The organism is Stenotrophomonas sp. STEN018 (assembly GCF_056760235.1).
In genome coordinates, this window is sequence record NZ_JBRREK010000002.1 from 87,931 (window position 1) to 107,726 (window position 19,796).

General features: G+C 59.0%; 11 protein-coding genes and 1 pseudogene. 11 read left to right on the forward strand and 1 reads right to left on the reverse strand.

Annotation, left to right across the window (positions count from 1 at the left end; translation table 11 throughout):
* Positions 1-323 precede the first annotated feature (323 nt).
* Positions 324-1,550, reverse strand: coding sequence for an IS256 family transposase (locus tag ACVOMB_RS01400; RefSeq protein WP_481529606.1), 1,227 nt, complete (start codon positions 1,548-1,550; stop codon positions 324-326).
* Positions 1,551-1,618: 68 nt separating this feature from the next.
* Here ACVOMB_RS01400 and ACVOMB_RS01405 point away from each other — a divergent pair.
* The 11 genes and pseudogenes from ACVOMB_RS01405 to ACVOMB_RS01455 form a co-directional block, all read left to right on the forward strand.
* Positions 1,619-2,296: pseudogene (locus ACVOMB_RS01405) on the forward strand (IS5 family transposase); the annotation flags it as partial.
* Between the two features lie 432 nt (positions 2,297-2,728).
* The gene (locus ACVOMB_RS01410) at positions 2,729-4,189 is read left to right on the forward strand and encodes a DUF3375 domain-containing protein (protein ID WP_481529607.1); all 1,461 of its coding nucleotides are present in this window, start codon (positions 2,729-2,731) and stop codon (positions 4,187-4,189) included.
* A complete protein-coding gene (locus ACVOMB_RS01415; protein ID WP_481529608.1) occupies positions 4,189-4,830 on the forward strand; it encodes a DUF4194 domain-containing protein in 642 nt (213 codons plus the stop codon). Before ACVOMB_RS01410 ends, ACVOMB_RS01415 begins: the two co-directional genes overlap by 1 nt.
* Complete coding sequence (locus ACVOMB_RS01420; RefSeq protein ID WP_481529609.1) at positions 4,817-8,221, forward strand: ATP-binding protein; 3,405 nt, start codon at positions 4,817-4,819, stop codon at positions 8,219-8,221. The genes ACVOMB_RS01415 and ACVOMB_RS01420 overlap by 14 nt, the downstream gene beginning before the upstream one ends.
* Positions 8,218-9,393, forward strand: coding sequence for a Wadjet anti-phage system protein JetD domain-containing protein (locus ACVOMB_RS01425; protein WP_481529610.1), 1,176 nt, complete (start codon positions 8,218-8,220; stop codon positions 9,391-9,393). The genes ACVOMB_RS01420 and ACVOMB_RS01425 overlap by 4 nt, the downstream gene beginning before the upstream one ends.
* A gap of 713 nt (positions 9,394-10,106) precedes the next feature.
* Positions 10,107-11,261 (forward strand): hypothetical protein, encoded by a 1,155-nt coding sequence (locus tag ACVOMB_RS01430; RefSeq protein ID WP_481529611.1) that lies wholly within the window; start codon positions 10,107-10,109, stop codon positions 11,259-11,261.
* A gap of 538 nt (positions 11,262-11,799) precedes the next feature.
* Positions 11,800-12,777, forward strand: coding sequence for a dynamin family protein (locus tag ACVOMB_RS01435; RefSeq protein ID WP_481529612.1), 978 nt, complete (start codon positions 11,800-11,802; stop codon positions 12,775-12,777).
* 5 nt (positions 12,778-12,782) lie between these two features.
* Positions 12,783-15,050, forward strand: coding sequence for a dynamin family protein (locus tag ACVOMB_RS01440; protein WP_481529664.1), 2,268 nt, complete (start codon positions 12,783-12,785; stop codon positions 15,048-15,050).
* Positions 15,047-15,940 (forward strand): hypothetical protein, encoded by an 894-nt coding sequence (locus ACVOMB_RS01445; RefSeq protein WP_481529613.1) that lies wholly within the window; start codon positions 15,047-15,049, stop codon positions 15,938-15,940. The genes ACVOMB_RS01440 and ACVOMB_RS01445 overlap by 4 nt, the downstream gene beginning before the upstream one ends.
* A gap of 80 nt (positions 15,941-16,020) precedes the next feature.
* Positions 16,021-19,209: an ATP-binding protein gene (locus ACVOMB_RS01450; RefSeq protein ID WP_481529614.1), complete on the forward strand. Its 3,189-nt coding sequence runs from the start codon at positions 16,021-16,023 to the stop codon at positions 19,207-19,209.
* A complete protein-coding gene (locus ACVOMB_RS01455; protein WP_481529615.1) occupies positions 19,206-19,796 on the forward strand; it encodes an HNH/ENDO VII family nuclease in 591 nt (196 codons plus the stop codon). Before ACVOMB_RS01450 ends, ACVOMB_RS01455 begins: the two co-directional genes overlap by 4 nt.

A 19,796-nucleotide genomic window follows, 5' to 3' on the forward strand; every position in this document is an offset into this window, starting at 1 on the left:
CAAAGGCCGAGCGATGACCTCGTGAAGCAAATCGTCAAACCGTTGTCCGCGCTCGCCTCCCGACATCTAAGAATCAGCTGGCCACAGCACTACTTCGCCAGGAAAAATGTCTCGAACATATGGTGCTGCTCGGCGCCTGAAAAGGTCGAGGATTGGCAAGAATAAATCGCTCACAGCACACACGCAGGCCGAGCCGCGAAGCGGCTTCGGCTTAATGAATTTTAGGCATCAGCCGAAGATGGCCAGCAAGGGGGGAATATATATTGCCAGCTGGGCTCCAATCGCACGAGCGTGTGCAGATTTTTGTGTAAACGGGATTCGGATTACAGCTGAGGGAGCCGCCCCTCAAACTGGATGGTAAATCGGTTCAGGGCTGCCTTCCAATCACGGATGGGTAAGGTCCATCGTTTGCTGATGTTGCGCAACGCGAGGTAGAGCAGTTTGACGAGAGCTTCGTCGCTCGGAAACGCGCCGCGGTGCTTGGTTAGTTTTCGTAGCCCCATGTTCACCAACTCGATTGCGTTGGTTGTATAGATGACCTTACGGATCTCGGGTGGATAGTCGAAAAATGGGGTTAACCGTGTCCAGTTACGCCGCCAAGACTGGCCAATCGGCAGGTACTCCTTGTCCCAGCGTGCCTCGAACTCGGTGAGCCGTTGCTCAGCTTCCTCGGCGGTGGCGCAGGTGTAGATACGCTTGAGGTCGGCCGCCACTTCTAGTCGCCGCTTCCACGACACATAGTTCAAGCTGTGCCTGACCATATGCACGATGCATAGTTGCACCGTGGTGTACGGAAACACTGCCTCGATAGCCTCAGGGAAGCCCTTCAGGCCGTCGACACAGGCGATGAAGATGTCTGGCACGCCGCGATTACGTAGCTCCGTCACCACTTGCAACCAGAACTTCGCACCCTCTGTTTGGGCCAGCCACAGGCCCAGAACTTCCTTTTCACCGCTCATCGTTATGCCGATGGCCAGGTAGACCGCCTTGACTCGAACTGCACCGTCTCGAACTTTGACGTGGATGCAGTCCAAGTACACGATCGGATAGACCTGATCGAGCGGGCGCGCCTGCCACGCCTTGACCTCATCCACCACTGCGTCTGTGACCGATGAGATTAAGCTCGGCGACACCTCGGCCCCGTACATCTCCTCCAGGTGTGCCTGGATCTCGCGCACGGTCATCCCTCGTGCGTACAGTGACAGGATCTTGTCGTCGAACCCACTCCAACGGGTCTGGTGCTTCGGAATTAGCCTGGGCTCGAAGGTGCCTTGGCGATCGCGTGGCACCTCGATAGGCAGCTCGCCAAACTCACCCTTGAGCGTCTTGCGACTGCGGCCGTTGCGAGTGTTGTCAGCACCGTTGGCCACCGGGTCGTGTTTCTCATGCCCCAAGTGCTCGGTCATCTCTGCATCGAGCGCCTTCTCTACCAGCAGCTTGGTCAACTGCTTTAGCAAGCCGTTCTCGCCGATCAGGTCCTCAGGTCTCTTGTAGTTAGCCAACAAGCTGCTCAGCAACTCATTGGGTACTTCATGTTTGCGTGAACTCATGGTATCTCCAGGTCAGATGGCAGTTTCCTGCCGGTGACTCGTTTACACAAAATCTAGGACAGGCCCGGCTGTCGGGTGAGCACTTCAGTGTGGACGGGACGTTGATCCAGGCCTGGGCCGGGCACAAGAGTTTCGTGCGCAAGGATAGGGATGAGGAGGACGGCGGTTATTTCAGGGGCCGCACGCGTAGCAATGAGACGCACGCCTCCACCACCGATCCGGATGCGCGGCTGTATCGCAACGGCAACACGGCCAGCGAACTGCGCTATATCGGGCACACCCTAAGCGACAACCGGCATGGGTTGATTGCCAATGCGCGGGTGACGCGGGCCGATGGATATGCCGAGCGCGAGGCGGCCAAGGCGATGCTGGGCGATGCGCGCCAGGCAGCGGCCGAGGACGCAGAGGTGACGGCGGGCGCGGACAAGGGTTATGACGCGGCTGAGTTCATCGAGGCGCTGAAGGCGATGAAGGTGGTGCCGCATGTGGCGCAGAACACGTCCGGTCGCCGCTCGGCGGTGCCCGATGAGATTGCGGCCAGCGATGGCTATGTGCTGTCCCAGCGCAAACGCAAGCTGATCGAGCAAGGCTTTGGCTGGGCCAAATCAATTGGCCGTATCCGACAGGCGATGGTGCGCGGGTTGGAGAAGGTGGACCAGATGTTCGTGTTGAACATGGTCGGTTACAACCTGGTGCGAATGCGGAGCTTGGGACAGGTGCGCCCGCAGTCCGGGGCAACGGCGTGAAAATGTAGATTCAAGCCCGTTTTTCGCCCCGTGCCGGGCCTCGAATACGCCGGCTTCCGGTGTGCTGACCGGGCGCTTGGCCAGTGAGGCTTCAATCGCCCGCAATGCGCCGTTTTGCGATCGGTATTTCAGCAGCCTGCTAGTGATCCGGGTGGCCGAGAGACTTGGGGCGTGAGTATTCGTAAGAGTCCGCAGCGGCAGTGATCTATTTCTCTTTCTCGATCGACTTTTGTGGGGCGAACTGAATAGCCACCTCAGAGGAGGGGCGATTTGACCCTGTTCGGCAGTTTCGATCAAAGGGAAACTGTTGCTGGCTAGTGAGCCCGAGTTCGAATATGTTTGATTGCAGAGGTACCATGAAAATTGGAGCCTCTGGTCGACCATGGACTCTCAGTCTCATCCCGTGCACTTTGATTGACTATGATCAGTACGATGCGTTTGGACTATGCCTCCTTGGAATTGCTGCGCCAGCACCACCCGGCCTGGCGGTTATTGCGTGCTGATCATGCGGCGCTGTTGGCCAGTTTCCTGCATCGAGTTTTCGTAGCGCCAAACGTGCGTAACGTCGCTCAGGCTGACCTAGTGGAGGCCCTAGAGGATCAGCTGTTTGGTCTGCGTCAACAGCTGGGCAATGACGCTTTTCCAAGGGAAGCTCTGCACTATCTCGATGACTGGGCGGCCAATGACAAGGGCTGGCTGCGCAAGTTCTATGGACCAGATTCGGATGAACCGCTGTTCGATCTGACCCCCGCTGCGGAAAAGGCGATCCTGTGGCTGGGCTCGTTGGGCGAGCGTGGTTTTGTCGGTACCGAGTCGCGCCTGCTCACCCTTTTCGAACTGCTGCGGCAGATCAGCGAGGGTACCCAGACAGACCCGGTGGCAAGGGTGGCAGAACTTCAGCGGCGTCGGGCCGAGATCGACGCCGAGATCAATCAGGTGCTTGACGGATCCCCGCCCTTGCTGGACGACACAGCGGTGCGCGATCGCTTCCAGCAGTTTCTGCAGCTTGCGCGGGAGCTACTCGGTGATTTTCGCGAAGTCGAGCACAACTTCCGTCAGCTAGATCGAAGAGTGCGCGAGCGCATCGCGCTTTGGGAGGGAGGCAAAGGGGCATTGCTTGAAGAGGTTATGGGCGAACGCGACGTTATCGCCGAGTCCGACCAGGGGCGCAGCTTTCGGGCGTTCTGGGACTTCCTCATGTCCAGTCGCCGGCAGGAAGAACTGTCTGGGCTGTTGGACCGGGTGCTGACGCTGCCCGCAGTGAATGAGCAGCAGCCAGATGCACGGGTGCGACGCGTGCACTACGACTGGCTTGAGGCTGGTGAGCATACGCAGCGTACCGTAGCTGAACTCAGTCGTCAGCTACGCCGCTTTCTCGACGACCAAGCATGGTTGGAGAATCGTCGTATCATGGATCTGTTGCATTCGATCGAAGCCCATTCCTTGGCACTGCGAGATGCGCCAAATGCTGACATAGTCATGCATGTTGATGGAACTTCTGTCTCGGTTGAACTGCCAATGGAGCGCCCGCTGTACACAGCCGCTCTACAACCTAAGATCGTTGACGTCGTGCTAGAAGCGGACGGCGCTGACGTTGACGATGCCGCGCTCTACGCGCAGGTTTTCGTGGACAAAGCGAGACTGGTCCGCCATGTCCGCCACGCGTTGCATGGACGGAGCCAGATCACGCTGGCCGAACTCGTTCGAATGCAGCCGATGCAACAGGGACTGGCCGAGCTGATCGCTTATCTGCAACTCGCCGACGATGACTTTAAGAGCGTCGTCGACGAAAACGTGCGTGACCCAGTGGACTGGGTGGGGGTGGATGCTGAGGGACGCCCCTATCATCGCCAGGCGGGTCTGCTACGCGTGATCTTTCTGGGAGCCACATGATGGAAAATCTCTCCGCTTCGCATGCCGGTGACGGCCTTCCCGTGCTCGCGGTGAAGCTGCTTAAGGGAGTGCTCTATCAGGAGTCCGATCCTCCGCTATGGGGTAGTCTGCTCGCATTACAATCACAGGTACGTGACTATCTTTCCGTGCTGGGATTGGAGCTGATCCTGGACGAAGCCGAGGGTTACGCTTTTTTGCGTTCTCGACGTCTAGCTGACGCCGACGATGGTGCCGCCGACGCGATCCCAAGACTCGTGGCACGCCGACAGTTGTCGTTTCCCGTTAGTCTCCTGCTCGCATTGCTGCGCCGTAAGCTGGCCGAAGCCGATGCCAGAGGTGGGGATACCCGACTTGTGCTCACACTCGAGGACATCGTCGAGATGATGCGGGTGTTCCTGCCTTCATCAAGCAACGAAGCACGGTTGTTCGACCAGCTCGAGGCCCATCTTGGGAAGATCGTGGAGCTTGGCTTTCTGCGTCGTATGAAGCCAGCGGCCGGGCATGTTGGCTCGCAACCTGCGTTGTATGAGGTACGTCGTATCCTAAAGGCATTCGTGGATGCGCAGTGGTTGGCGGACTTCGATGCGCGCTTGGCCGCGTATCGGGTGCAAATTGGAGGTGGCGCAGATGAACCAAGTTGAAGAGCTTGTTTACGACGATGTTGCGCGTCCCGTGCCAGTTGAGGCGGAGCACACCCAGGGGCCCTTAGCTGGCTTCCGACTCCAGCGTCTTGAGGTGTTCAATTGGGGAACCTTCGATCAGCGGGTGTGGACGCTGGCCCTGGACGGGAGTAACACGCTGTTGACTGGCGACATCGGTTCTGGCAAATCCACGCTGGTCGATGCCGTTACCACCCTGCTGGTACCGGCCCACCGCATCGCCTACAACAAGGCCGCGGGTGCTGATAACAAGGAGCGCTCACTGCGCTCGTACGTGCTTGGTCACTACAAGTCCGAGCGGAACGAAATCACCGGTACGGCCAAGCCCGTAGCGCTGCGCGATCTCAACTGCTACTCAGTCATCCTCGGCGTGTTTCACAATGTCGGCTACAACCAGACGATCACTTTGGCACAGGTCTTCTGGATGAAAGATGGCGTGGGACAACCGGCGCGGCTCTTCGTAGGCGCCGAACAGGATTTGTCGATCGTCAACCACTTCTCCGGCTTCGGCAGCGAGATCTCAAAACTGCGGCGGAAGTTGCGAGGGCTGGGTGCCGAGGTCGAGGAAAGTTTTCCGCCCTACGGTGCGTGGTTCAAGCGTCGTTTCGGTATCGACAGCGAACAGGCGTTGGAATTGTTTCATCAGACCGTGTCGATGAAATCCGTCGGGAACCTCACCGATTTCGTGCGCGGGCACATGCTCGAACCCTCTGACGTCGCGGCGCGTATCCAAGCATTGATCGGCCATTTCGATGATCTTAACCGCGCTCATGAGGCAGTGCTTAAAGCGAAGCGCCAGGTAGAGCTGCTGGTGCCGTTGGTAAGTGATGGTGAGCGCCTTAGTGGCCTGTTGGCGGAAACCGAAGGCCTGCGTGCCAATCGTGATGCGCTTCATGCGTACTTCGCAGGGCTCAAACACGATCTTCTCGAACGCCGTCTGGTCTTGCTGGGGCAAGAGCATGCAAGGCATACAGATCAGTTGCAACGATTGGAGGAAGGCCTCATCCGCTGCCGTACGGACGAGGTGGAACTCCGACGGGCTATCCATGACAACGGCGGCGACCGCCTTGAACAACTGGATGTGCAGATCCAGAAAACCACCAATGAGCTCAGCCGCCGTCGTCAGCGGGCCGAACAATACACCAACCTTCTGCGAGAGATCGAACAGCCGCCAGCGACTGATGCCGGTGAGTTTCAGGCCCAGCGTCAGCAGCTTGGTGGCTGGATTGAGGCGGCTCGTAGCCAGGAAGCGGATCTGGATAACAGACGCACCGAACTGGCGGTACAGTTGCGTGATGGTCGCGAAGCCCATGCCCGTTTGGTTGAAGAGATCGAAAGCCTCAAGGCTCGCCGCTCCAATTTGCCCTCCGATCAGATCACACTGCGTCGCAGTTTGTGTTCGGCCTTGGAGTTGGGGGAGGAGGCTTTGCCCTTCGCGGGCGAGCTGATCCGAGTGCGAGAGGACGAACAAGCATGGGAGGGCGCGGCCGAGCGCCTGCTGCGTGGTTTTGGCCTGTCGTTGCTGGTACCAGACGCACACTATTCGCGCGTCGCCGATTGGGTTGACCGCACCCATCTGCGCGGTCGGCTCGTGTACTACCGAGTACGGGATCGCAGACAAGGTGGCCTGCCTTCGCCACACCCACACGCACTGGTTCGTAAGCTGGAGATTCATCAGGAGACAAGCTTTTACGACTGGCTGGAACAGGAGTTGCACCGTCGGTTCGACATTGCGTGCTGCGAAACACCCGAGCAGTTCCGTCGAGAAGTTCGTGCTATCACCCGTACCGGGCAGGTGAAGATGGCGGGCGAACGACACGAGAAAGATGACCGGCATCGACTAGATGATCGGAGTCGCTACGTGTTGGGTTGGAGCAATGCCTCCAAGGTCCGAACGTTGGAGGAGGAGCGCGGAGTGGTCGAGCGTACAGTGGCAGAGACCGCTAGTAATTTGTCCAATCAGCAGAAAAGGCAAGATGAGCTAAAGGCGCGCCAGACGACGCTCGGAAAGCTGGAGGTATACGATGAGTGGCGGGAAATCGACTGGCGCGGACTGGCCACGGATCTGGCCAACCTTGAGGACGAGAAGCAAGCGCTGGCAAACTCGTCAGACCAGCTGCAACGGCTTAGCGAACAACTCGAGGAAGTGCTGGCGCAAATCGCACGCGACGAACATGAACGGAAGGATCATGAAGGAAAGTTGGGCGGTGTGGAGCAGAAGCAGACCGATGCCCGGGACCTACAGCAGCAGAGTAGGCAAGTTCTGGGTGCCCCCGACGGTTCACTGCATGCCGAACGTTTCCAAGCGCTGGCCGAGCTGCGGGACACAGCGCTAGGTGAGCACCAACTCAGCGTGGAGTCTTGTGATAACCGCGAGAGCGAATTCCGCCGGTGGTTGCAGGACAAGCTAGATGCCGAAGACAAACGGATCGCCCGGTTGCGGGAGAAGATTGTCAACGTGATGGGCGACTTCCGACGTGAGTATCCGTTGGACACGGCGGAGTTCGACGCAAGTATCCAAGCCCTCGATGAGTACGGAAAGATGCTTCAGGCGCTACAGGCTGACGATTTGCCACGTTTCGAAGCCCGATTTAAAGAACTGCTCAATGAGAATACTATCCGTGAGATCGCCAACTTTCAGTCGCAGCTGTTTCGCGAGCGTGAGACGATCAAGGACCGCATCAATCGTATAAATGGCTCACTGGTCCAAATCGACTACAACCCGGGGCGGTACATCTTGTTGGAGCCGCAGACCAGCTTGGACGCTGACATCCGTGATTTCCAGTCTAATCTGCGCGGCTGCACCGATGACGTGTTGAGTACCGGCCAAGACGACCAGTACTCGGAGACCAAGTTTCTGCAAGTGAAGGCCATCATCGACCGCTTCCGTGGGCGCGAGGGCCTATCAGAGCAGGATCGGCGCTGGACAGCAAAAGTCACCGACGTGCGCAACTGGTTCCTGTTCGGTGCCAGCGAGCGCTGGCACGAGGACGATGCAGAGCACGAACACTACTCCGACTCAGGCGGAAAGTCCGGCGGGCAGAAGGAGAAGCTGGCTTACACTATCCTTGCCGCCAGCCTGGCCTATCAGTTCGGGCTGGAATGGGGTGAAGAACGCTCGCGCTCCTTCCGTTTTGTGGTGATCGATGAGGCGTTCGGGCGCGGCTCCGATGAATCGGCACAGTACGGGCTGGCCTTGTTTGCCAAGCTCAACCTGCAGTTACTGATCGTTACTCCGCTGCAAAAAATTCACGTGATCGAGCCATTCGTGTCTAGTGTTGGTTTTGTCCACAACGAGGCCGGCCGTGCATCGAAGTTGCGCAATCTTTCAATTGCCGAGTACCGCGCTGAGAAAGCGCGGATAGCCGGATGAGCTGGACATCAGCGACGGACTTGGTCGCACAGGTTGGCAAGGCGTGGGATCGCGGCGCATTGCTGGCTCCCTTGGCTGGTGGTGAGTCGCCGTTTCCATTGCGGCTGAGGCTGCGCGGCCCGACTTCGGTGGACTTGGTCGATCGCTTTGAAGACGTGCGGGTCTGGGTGGCCGAACTGCACGCTCTGCGGAACATCCGCATCGAGACGCGCCAGTTCAGCCACCGCGTACGCGGAAAAGCCGTTCTTCCGGTTGAAGCTTGGGTCGATACGTTGAGCGATGCGCTCCTGCTGATCGATCGCCAGGATGAAGCTGCCGCGTTCGAGGTGCAGGTTCAACAGGCCCGGGACCGCCAGCCGAGTTTGCTCGGTTGGTTATACAAATGGCCGTTGCGCGCGTTGGCCTTGGGCAGTGATTGGTCGCGCTTGCTGGATGTCGTCGCTTGGATGCTGAAGCATCCGCGTCCAGGCATCTATCTGCGCCAGGTGGATATTCCCGGCGTCCATAGCAAGTTCATCGAGAATCATCGTAGCGTTCTAGTCGAGCTGTTCGATATCGCCCTTCCAGAGAGTGCCATCGATGCATCGGTTAGCGGCGTCGCTGGCTTTCATCGGCGCTACGGCTTCGTTGCCAAACCAGAGCGAGTGCGCTTCCGGTTGCTCGACCCGGCGCTTTCGCTGTTGCCGGGCGTGATCGGAGGCGATATCACCTTAGATGCTGACAGTTTTCGGGCCCTGCGCTGCGGTGCTACGCAGGTGTTCATCACCGAGAACGAAACCAATTTTCTAGCCTTTCCTCCGGTCAACGGGAGCATAGTCTTGTTCGGCGCCGGGTATGGGTTTGATGGGCTGGACGGAAACACTTGGCTTCGGCAGTGCCAGCTGTACTACTGGGGCGACATTGATACACATGGCTTTGCAATTCTTGATCAGCTGCGCGCCCGCTTTCCCGATGTACAGGCATTTCTGATGGATCGGGTCACACTGAAGGAATTCAAAGCGGTATGGGGGCGCGAAAAAGATCAAGTGACACGCGACCTACTTAGGCTGCGCAATGAGGAGCGCAGCTTGTACGACGATCTGCGTGACCAACGAATTCGCGAAAATCTACGATTGGAACAGGAGTTCATCGGTTTCGAACATTTGCATAACGCACTGGAGGCGCTATGTTGAGGCGACACAAGGCCTATTTCCCCTGTTGTGAGCTTGAGTAAGCCTGTCGCCTTGAGGGGCATTGGTGCTTTTAGTCGTCGATTCAGATGCTGTTTTCGCTAAGGCTGGAGTGCGGGAATAGCGTTTCGTCGTCGCCTAGATGTGAAGGAGCGTTCCAATTCTTCATTGATTAGATTCGATGCGGGCTGAAATGTGTACGAACCGCCGCGTTGGTCGAAATGTTCTATTTAAAGGTCGATCTGGCTAGGAACGCACTAGGCAGGCGTTAGTCGAAGTCCACTTTTGCTGAAGGGCTCTATCCGGCCCAGAGTAAATCTACTCGGGCCTATCTGGTTCGATTCGTAAAATCGATACGCCCACGTCGCTGGCGACCTGCCGTATTACATCTTCGCCCGGTATCGGGCATGTGCAGGTTTTTGTGTAACTCTAAACCCGTTGCCACAAAAATCTGCACATGCCCAGCGATGGGCTCGGCGGCCGTACCAGTGTCCGCTCCTGGCCGCGCAGGAACGATGACGCTGTGAACTATTGCACGCAGTTTCAGCGCACTTGGAATCCTGGTAGCAGAGGGCATACACTACCCACGGCGCCCGCCTTGCTTGCACACGAGCAAAAACCGGCCGTATCCCCTGATCGATTCTTCTTCTGGCCAGCTGCCGGGAACTTAAACGTGTGCGCCTGACCCGGATCGGCTTGGCCATCGAGGACGAGTCATGACCATAAAGCAATATGCGTTTCACCTCCATGGACACCTTCGGGCGCAGGCTTTCGCCTCGCTCACCCGCAGCCAGGTCCATGAACTGTTGGCGGCAGCCGCCGGATTTGCTACCCATGCAGCCTTCCTTCACCAAGCCGTCTGGTGCGATGTGGACTGGCGCGACACCGGTCTCACGCCGCATAAGGACCGGATCATCCAGCGATGTCTGGACTTTGGCATGTCACCCGATGAGGCGGAGCGCACAGCCCAAGGCCTGACTAGTTTCCTCGATACATCCGGCTATGCGCCGATTCGCTTCGAGGAGCTGATTGATGCGCTTGCGAGCGAAGAAGACGACTGGCTGGATACTGACAAGCCAGGCTCGGCGGTCGTCGCCAGATGGGTGTCTACCGACTTAGTCCATCGCATGTCGCAAGGCTTTGGTGCATTGCTAAGCGAGCTTCCCTTGCTGCTAAGGGGATTGGAGGCGGCCACCTCACGCGGCATAGGTGCTGCACATCTAGCGACCGCCTACATACTTGAGGCATATGGACGGCTGCCAGAGAAGGATGACCGCCGCTTCGGTCGCGAACTGCGTAGGCATGGTCAGTGGTCGGTCGAGCCAGTGCGCTTCGCCGAAATCGCCGCAGGTACAGACAGATTTGTTCAGGTTGTGGCCAAACATCGATACCACCTTCTGGCTGCGGCAAGGGGCGGGGTTAGGCATGCGTTGCTGCTCACCGCAGAACGTTACGGCGATCCTGGTGCGCTTGAACTTGAGCCATCGGATGAAATGGATCCGTACGCCATGGTTGACTTGGCCGATACGCACGGTCGACCCGAACTGGCCTATCAATGGCTAACTGTGCTCGCACGCGACGGCAATGTATCTGCCATGCGCACGCTTATCGAAGACCGGGAAGAGTCCCCCTTCCGAGCTTGGGTCTGGATGCACCTATCGCGGATGCTGGATCAGGACCTGAGCCAAGACAGACATGAAGCGATCAACGATGACGGAACACCTTATGACGATGATGTCGGCGGACCAATGTATGTCGGGGGTTTTGACAGAATCAGATTGGTACCCATCTCAGGAACGGAAAATAGGCGCGCTGAAGAAGAGGCTGCTCAACTGTTCGCGGTAATCGAAGAGCGCTACGAACTAACCTGATCAAATGGGTTTATGGGCGGGCTCCATCAAAAGGGGGCTCGTCCAACCCTTCGCATAGAGGTTCGCTATGCGAAGGCCTTGCCAAAGAGAAGTATTGAGACCGCCAATCAGCGCAGGGCACCTCTGTTCTGCTGTGAAGCGGTCCAGCGCCATCTTCACGTCAAGACCTGATCCGGAGCAATGCCTCCGGAAAGCCCACGAAGATCAAACCCGCGCTTCCTTGATCAACCTTCGGCGACAGCTGTGCACTACCTTGAACTCGTAAGAACTGTTATCACGCTGGTGGTTGTTGCGACTGATAAAGCTGAAGCACTGGGCCGAATTGACGTGACTGGAGGCATTTGACGGCTTCAACTTCTAAGGCGGAGCCGCTCCGCAATCTCTTCCAGAGAGACAGAGGGCTGCAAGGATGCAGCAAATGCCCGGGCGACCTTCTAAAGGTTTCCACTTTTTTGGCCGATAATACGACCGGCGGGAACCGAGCTAAGGCCCGTATTGTGCCGCTGGGTCGGACAATCAACAAGGATGTATTGTGCGCATGCGTAACAAAACAGCTGGAAACGCTGGGGTACCAGCGGGGAATGTGTTCACGCTAGCGGTAGCCGGTACGGTCAGTGCAGGCAAGACAACGGTGCTCAATGCACTACTTGGGCGTGAGCTACTGCACTCAAGCAATGAGCCGGCTACGGCCAGCCACACCGTTCTTCGTCACCGGCCCCACGCACCTCGCGTGGTCTGCGGTAGTTACAGCCGCAATGGCGCACTGGTCGACTTCCACCGTGGCATGAATGCCGCGCTTTACCGGCGATGGAATGCGCACGCCCAGGTGGCACGCATCCATGTATCCGGCAATCTTGGGTATGTAGCCGGTGCTCGCGGCAAGCTGGATCTGCACGACCTTCCCGGGGCCAATAACAGCCTGGACAGCGAGCACTGGCACCTTGCGACTGGAGCCCTGGCCACCGTGCCATGGCAACTGCTCTGCTTCGTGCTGGACGCCACCGCACCGGGTACTACCGACGAGCATGCGCTTCTACAGCACGTCCACGCCATTTCCGCTTTACGTCCCCAGGGCAGGTTGTTGTTCCTCCTTAACAAGGTTGATGAAGTGGACCCCAACAGTGATGGGCCGCTGGAAACCGTAGTTCACAATGCCCGACAGCGGCTGTCACGGTTGGGGTTTGATGCCCCCTGGGTAGTGCCCACCATGGCGCGGGTTGGGCTAGTGGCACGGATGAAGATGGCTGGCGCTGCCGTGTCTGCGCGCCAGTCCATGCATTACCAGACCATGGTGCCGCTACTGCCGGCGAGCGCACAGGCCCTGGCGGCCGCTGCCCACGTGCCGGAGCGCGCGCGCGCGCGTCTGCTGCAGCAGGTGCAGGCTCCGCACTGGAACGCCTTTCATGAAAGCCCGCCACTTCGGCAACTTCCCCATTCCCTGCTTGCCGCTTCGGTCATTGCCAGCGGTATCAGCGCGACGGAAGACATCATTCACCACTGCCTTGCCCACCCGTGAGCGCCATGACCCAAGTAGACATCATCCACAATCCTTTCACTGTTGAAACCACCTTCCTGATTGATGGGGTGGAGCTGACAGACGGTGCGCGCCTACACCGCTGCACTAGGCTGCGCATGCAGCTTTGGGTGGACCAGCTGTTCCAAGACCTGAAGACCATGTTCAACGGATACGACACCTTCAATGTGAGCTTCACCGGCGTAGAGCCGGACTTCCGCGACTTGGAAGCAGCCGCGCAGTCCGCGCGCGATGCCAACATGAAGGTCAACCTTAGATGGGTGCCGGCAGCGCCCGCAGAGGCAAGGCAGGCCGAGGTTGAGAACCTTCGCGCGCAGGTATTGGAACACCCGGGGTATGTGTCGGTGCTGAAAGACGACGCCGCGTCCCGGGCGGCGTTGCACGACTTGGGCAACAACGACTTTGACGTGTACGTCGTTGCCACTATGTCCTCTGGCAAGTCCACACTGATTAACGCCATGCTCGGGCGCGACCTGCTGCCGGCAGGCAATGAGGCCACCACCGCCACAATTACGCGCATTTACCACGACGAGAACATCGCCGCCGGGCAGTTCCATGGCAGGCGCTTTGACGCCTCCAACGAGTTACTGGACGAGTGCGAGGATCTGGATCTGGCCACCATGCGTGCTTGGAACAAGGACCCGGAAACCAGCCTGGTGGAAGTGCACGGGCCCATTCAGACCGCCCATCGCCAAGGCCACGCACGGCTTGTACTTACCGACACGCCAGGGCCGAACAATGGCAGCGACGAGGCCCATGGCGTCACCACCATGCGCTACATCCAGGACACCACCCGCAACCCTTTGATTCTTTACGTCCTGAACGCAACCCAGCGTGGCATTACCGATGACTCCCGGCTGTTGAAGCTAGTTGCCCAGACTATTGCGGAAGGCGGCCGTCAGGCCAGTGATCGCTTCATTTTCGTGCTCAACAAGATGGACGCTCTGGATGTGGAAGCCGGTGACGACGTGGACGGAATGCTGGCGCGTACGCGCCTATATCTGCAGGAACATGGCATCCACAACCCACAGATATTCCCTCTATCTGCCTATGCATCCCGGTTGATACGCTTCCCGGAAGCAGTGTTGTCCAGCAAGGAACGCATCGCCAAAGCATCGTTCTTAGATTGGTTCCAGAGCGAGCCCAGCATGGACCTGGCACAGTACGCCCCGCTGCGCGTGCGTGAGCACGGTCCGGCCGACACCTCCAATGCCACAGCGCTGGAACGCCGCAGCGGGCTGCCCGCGCTGGAGGGAACGGTGGGTGCCTACGTCGAGAAGTACCACCTGCCGGAACGGTTCAAGCGAAGCCATGATGCTATGGCGCGTCTAGTGGACGAGGTCATCAACCGGCACAAGGGCATTGAGGAGCTGGAAGCCGGCAACGTGCAAGCCTTGGCCGCTGAAGTTGAAAAGCTACGGACACGCTACGAGCAGAGCGTGGATGGTCAGGCGCTGGCAGAACAGCTAGGCCGTGACCACCACGAGCTGACGATAGACGCGGAGAAAGCGCTGGTGCGCATTTCTGGCAAGCTGAACGCTTACAACCGCGAGGACATCGAAAGGTTCCAAGGCAAAGTCAGCCCTGCGCAGGCGCGGCAGTTGGCCAAGGAATGGGGGGAGCTCATGAGCTTTCGCTTTAAAGAAATCCTTGGCGCGTACCAGCTTGCGTTTGAGGCCGAGCAAGATGCGCTTAAGAAGGACCTCCAGGAGCGTTACCAAGCGCTAGTTTCGGATAGCGTGGGAGATGTCGATGAGGTGCAATTCCCGGCATTGGCGCGACTGATTCGCAGTGCAGGCAACCTATCGTTCGCTCCCAAGGTGACTCGCGACTATGTGAAAACACGCCCAGTGAAGATGGGCACACGCGAAGTGATGGACCGCAAGCTGTTCAATCCGGTTAGCTGGTTCAAGGCCAAGACCGTGGACGTGTACGGCGAAGAGGAGTTTGTGGACTTAGCAGAATTCTACAAGAGCGAGCAGCAGGAGCCGCAGGCACACTTCAAAGGCCTGCAGGAGAAGGCCCGAGCCGCCATGGTCAGGGAAGGGCAGAAGCTGCGCGATGTATTTGTTGAACATGTGCGTACTGAGCTCCAGCCACGCGTGGCCGAGCTGTTTCACCAAGCCCAAGCCCGCATTGAAGACCGCGACCTGCGCGCAGCCGCGCTGGCCGAGGCCACCGAACTTCGTGGCTGGAGCGAGGCCATCCGCCAGCGGCTTGCCAAAACCCTGGCTGTACATGAGGCGCATGCATGAACACCACGGATCTGCGCACGGGCGAAGGCTGGTTGAACCTAATGGCCGACGTTGCCACGCCCTTGGAAGAGCTGGAAGCGACACTGCAGGCATGGCAGGCCGAAGGAGCTGTACTGGTGCCGTATGCCGTAACTGAGATGATCCCGGCACCCAAGCCTGAAAAGGCTCACTGGACGGCGAAGTACTTCTTCCTCCAGGTCAGCCACGCCAGACGAAACTTCAGCGCAGAGCGCGCCAAGCACCTGCTGCGGGTGCGTTCCCACCTGGAGCAATTGGGAGCCGCTGGCTTTGTGAAGCAGGTGGGTATTACGCCGCTGGCGAAAGACGAAGCCAACGCGGCCACTGCGGCAGCAGCATTTTCGCCCTCGCCCAGCTTGGCGAGGGCGCTGGCTGCGAATGATGCAGGCATCATCCGGTCAGCGCTGGTGCTGGAGCTGGCAGATGCCAGGCTGAGTGGCGCGTACCTGCAGACCGCCATGGCTTGTGCAGCAGATCAGAATGCAGCCGTATTTGTACCGTTCGAGGAAGGGCGGTTCAAGGCGTCGTTGAATAGCAATCGAGGTACCTGGTGTGCCGAGTACCACGATGACCAAGTGGTTTTCCTGGACGCCAATTTCAGCATCGAGCGCTTCCTGCATGTGGTGGATGTTCGCGAGCACTTGCGTCAGCAGGGAGCGGCGGGGTTTGTGCCGGTGGTCACGGCCCCGCTGGCGACAACCTTGCCTGTGTGGGTGGGCAGTATGGACAGAGCGCCGTCCCCGCGGCTTAGCGACGCACTCCGGGGAGAAGCTCCCAAGGACACTAGGCCTAGCTGGGCAGAGCGCATTGCCAGACTCCTGGCGGCAGGGGTTGCGGCACTTGCGGCATATTTCCGTGGGGAGCGCCGATGAACCTGCATTCTACCGCCTCGGTTGCATACACCGACGTAGCCTTGCGCGAGCGCGCAGTGGCGGCGCTTGAAAGTGCGCGCATGCAGATCAACCGCACCTACCTTTCAGAGCTTGATCAATATGAGGTGCTGCTGCTGCCGCATGACCAGAAGCAGCTCAGTGCTGCCACCGATGTGCGTCTATACCGATTGTGCCGGCTGGTGCATGAAAATCGCCAATCGGTGCTCGAGAGCTTAACAGCGGCCTACACTGCGCTGGGAGCATCAGGCTACACGGTTATGCTGTACTTGGATTCTGACGGTGAAAAGACTGATGTGTTCATCGGCACGCGTGGGGAGCCAACCCGTTTTGAAGGCGACAGTGCCGGTGCGCTACTGCAGGAGGCATTTCGGGGGCATTTCGCAGGCAGCGCCATGGAATCACTGGGCGCCGGTGAGGTGGAGCAGACGCTGCAGGACCTCGTGTCGTCACGCACCAGCAGCAGTGGCTATGTTTCAGCGGTGACCGGTGTACCTTCGCTGGCGACCGAAGACGTGGAGCGCTTTGCGCAGGGTCTGGAGCGCTTTCTGGACGCCGCCGAGCGCCGCCGCTACCGCGCCCTGATTCTCGCCGAGCCCCTGGAAAGCCGCCAGTTGGAGAACATCCGCGCAGGTTTCGAACAGGTAGCCACCCAGCTGGCGCCACTGCAGAAAATGAGCTGGAGCATTGGTGATCAGGACAGCCACAGCGTTGGCAACACGCTGAGCCGCAGCGTGGGCGAAACGCTGGGCCAGAGCATGGGCCTGACGGAGACGACTGGGCGAAGCGATACCGTCAGCAGCAGCACCACTCACACCACCGGCACAAGCAGTGGCACTCAAACAGCAACCACTAGTTCGAAGGTTGCCGGTGTAGTCACTGGCATCAGCGCGGCTGGTATAGCGCTGGCTGCTCCTACGGGAGGCATTTCTGTGCCCGCTACTATGATGCTGGGATCGGTGGTGCGGGAGGCATTCTCTGGCAGCGAATCGCAGGGAACCAGCACGTCTGATTCCACCGGCACGAGTAACAGCGTCAGTTTGTCCAGCGGGAAGTCAAAATCCAGCACCACCTCCCGCACGTCCAGCGATACCGTTACCGATGGCCGGTCGGACACCACCACCGAAGGCTCTTCCCGCCAGTTGACCTTGGAGTTCAACGATAAGGGCATTGAGCAGCTGCTGCTCCGCATCAACCAGCATCTTGCTCGGGTGGAGGAAGCACGCACCTATGGGGGATGGAGTGCATCGGCGTATTTCATTGCTGATAGCAAGGCTGGTACCGAAGCGCTGTCCAGCATTTTCCTCAGCCTGGTACGCGGCAAAAACAGCAGCCAGGAGGACTTCGCTGTCACCACGTGGTGCGATGATGCGCGCACACGGGTGCTAGCTTGGCTTGGCCAGCTCACCCACCCCATGCTGCGGAGGCAGCTGCCTGGCCACGGCGCCGCGCACCTGACCACGCCTGCAACGTTGTTGTCCGGGCGTGAGGTGGCACTGCAACTGAGCCTGCCGCGCCGTTCCACATCAACGGTCAGCGTGGTGGAAACCCAAGCCTTCGGCCGCCGCATCCAGCATGTGAACGGCACCGTGCGTGCACCGCAGGCTTGCACCGTGGCCTTGGGGAGAATGCGCCACCTATGGGAGAACCTAGCGCAGCCGGTGGCACTGGACATAGACCAATTGTCCCGCCATATGTTCATCTGTGGCTCCACAGGCTCCGGCAAAAGCAACGCGATCTACAACCTGCTCAAGCAGACCCACTCCGCCGGTGTGCCATTTCTGGTAATTGAGCCTGCAAAGGGCGAGTACAAGCATGTGCTTGGCCATTGGCCGGGGGTACGTGTACTGGGCACCAACCCCATGCAGGCGGAGTTGCTGCGGATCAACCCATTTGCATTCCCTGATCAGATCCACGTGCTGGAGCATGTGGATCGGATGGTGGAGATATTTAGCGTATGTTGGCCCATGTATGCGGCCATGCCGGCCGTATTGAAGGACGCCATACTGCAGGCCTACTCGCATTGCGGGTGGGACCTGGATGCCTCATGCAACACGCTTGCACCAAGGGTTTTCCCAGGTTTTTCCGATCTGATGGAATCGCTGCAGCGGGTGATTGCTTCGTCGGACTATGCAGAAGAAGCCAAGTCCAACTACAAGGGCGCCCTGGGTACTCGTGTTCACTCGCTGTGCAATGGTTTGAACGCGCGGCTGTTCTGCACGGATGAGCTGGACGACAGCGCGCTGTTTGATAGCTCCGTGGTGGTGGACCTGAGCAGAGTTGGGTCCAGTGAAACCCGCGCCCTAGTCATGGGCATGCTGGTCATGCGGCTCAGCGAATACCGTATGGCCACCGGAGGCATGAACCAGGCGTTGCGCCATGTCACGGTGTTGGAAGAGGCCCACAACCTGCTGCCCTGCAGTGTGGCCAGCGGACCGGAAGGCAGCAGCATGGCGGGTAAGTCGGTCGAGATGCTGGCCGCCGCCATTGCCGAAATGCGCACCTATGGCGAGGGCTTCATTATTGCCGACCAGTCCCCACATGCAGTGGACATGGCCGCCATTCGCAATACCAACATCAAGGTGGTGCTGCGCCTCCCAGAGGAGACCGACCGCCGCCTGATAGGTGGTTCCATTGGTCTGAGCGAGGGCCAGATGGCTGAGATCGCACGCCTTCCCTGCGGGGCAGCGGTGATCCACCAGAATGATTGGCTAGAGCCTGTGCTGTGCCAGATGGACTATCTGGCAACAGAATCGGCGCCATTCGTCCCGACCAGAGCTAACGGCACGAGAGTCGATGCCGGGCAATGGCGCACCCAGTTGGCCAATCTTCTGCTCGCCCGGCGCGTTCCACGAGCGCCGCGGGTGGACGTGCGTCTTCTGCGGCGAGGATTGACGGACATGCCACTTTCCAGCCGGGTACGGTTAGCACTGGAAGCCATGCTGCGGGCACGTATGGAAGGCGCCCCAATGCCTGGCGATGCGGCAGAGGGATTTGATCAGTTAGCAGCGCTGCTGGTGGACGCTTGGGGCTGCCGCCGCGAGGTAGTGGCCATAGGGCGCAACGCAGTGGATCTGCAGGCTATGCGCAGTCACCTGCAACGTGTGGTCACCGAGTTGGCGCCGGAAGCGGGGCTGCAGATACGACTGGCGGTGGAGCAGTGCATGATGCGAGAGATATATTCCACCGACCAGTCAAAAAAAGCACTCTACGCCGAATGGCACAGCTACATGATGGAAGAGACAGCATGATCGACCAGAGCGTGATAGACCGCGGTGGCGGTATGAACGAGATTCCTTGGGGCAAGGGCCAGATGGAACGCACCGAGGTGCAGATCGACACTCGCAGCTTGGACACGCCAATGCATGTCACCCAGGAAACCCGTGGGGACCTCCCACCCGTTTCTGAGGACACCCGGACTGAGCTGATAGACAGCGGCTGGCCGGAATCGTTGGTGAATGACATTGGGAGCGAGGCTGAAGCCAACATCTACAAGGATGCCGGCCTTGAGGCGAAGGAAATCAGCGGAAAGCCAGCGCTTGTGCGCACGGATATCGACCTGGAGCAGAAGGACTTCTTCGGCACCACGAACCTGGAGCGCATGGAGGCCGGGCTTGCGCCACTTGACAAGAACGGCAGGCCCATCGATCTGCATCATATCGGTCAAAGGCAGGATTCCTGTTTGGCGGAACTGACCAGGGCCGAGCACTGTGGCAGCGGGAACGACAACGTGCTCCACAACAAACGGCAGGAATCCATGATCAATCGTGATGGATTTGCGAAGGAACGCGCTGAGCACTGGAAAGCGCGCGCAGCCGACTTCAACGCAGGAAAATAA

Coding starts and splice junctions, on each gene's coding strand:
- ACVOMB_RS01400 (WP_481529606.1), bottom strand. CDS start 1,550: ATGAGTTCACGCAAACATGAAGTACCCAATGAGTTGCTGAGCAGCTTG.
- ACVOMB_RS01410 (WP_481529607.1), top strand. CDS start 2,729: ATGCGTTTGGACTATGCCTCCTTGGAATTGCTGCGCCAGCACCACCCG.
- ACVOMB_RS01415 (WP_481529608.1), top strand. CDS start 4,189: ATGGAAAATCTCTCCGCTTCGCATGCCGGTGACGGCCTTCCCGTGCTC.
- ACVOMB_RS01420 (WP_481529609.1), top strand. CDS start 4,817: ATGAACCAAGTTGAAGAGCTTGTTTACGACGATGTTGCGCGTCCCGTG.
- ACVOMB_RS01425 (WP_481529610.1), top strand. CDS start 8,218: ATGAGCTGGACATCAGCGACGGACTTGGTCGCACAGGTTGGCAAGGCG.
- ACVOMB_RS01430 (WP_481529611.1), top strand. CDS start 10,107: ATGACCATAAAGCAATATGCGTTTCACCTCCATGGACACCTTCGGGCG.
- ACVOMB_RS01435 (WP_481529612.1), top strand. CDS start 11,800: ATGCGTAACAAAACAGCTGGAAACGCTGGGGTACCAGCGGGGAATGTG.
- ACVOMB_RS01440 (WP_481529664.1), top strand. CDS start 12,783: ATGACCCAAGTAGACATCATCCACAATCCTTTCACTGTTGAAACCACC.
- ACVOMB_RS01445 (WP_481529613.1), top strand. CDS start 15,047: ATGAACACCACGGATCTGCGCACGGGCGAAGGCTGGTTGAACCTAATG.
- ACVOMB_RS01450 (WP_481529614.1), top strand. CDS start 16,021: ATGCAGATCAACCGCACCTACCTTTCAGAGCTTGATCAATATGAGGTG.
- ACVOMB_RS01455 (WP_481529615.1), top strand. CDS start 19,206: ATGATCGACCAGAGCGTGATAGACCGCGGTGGCGGTATGAACGAGATT.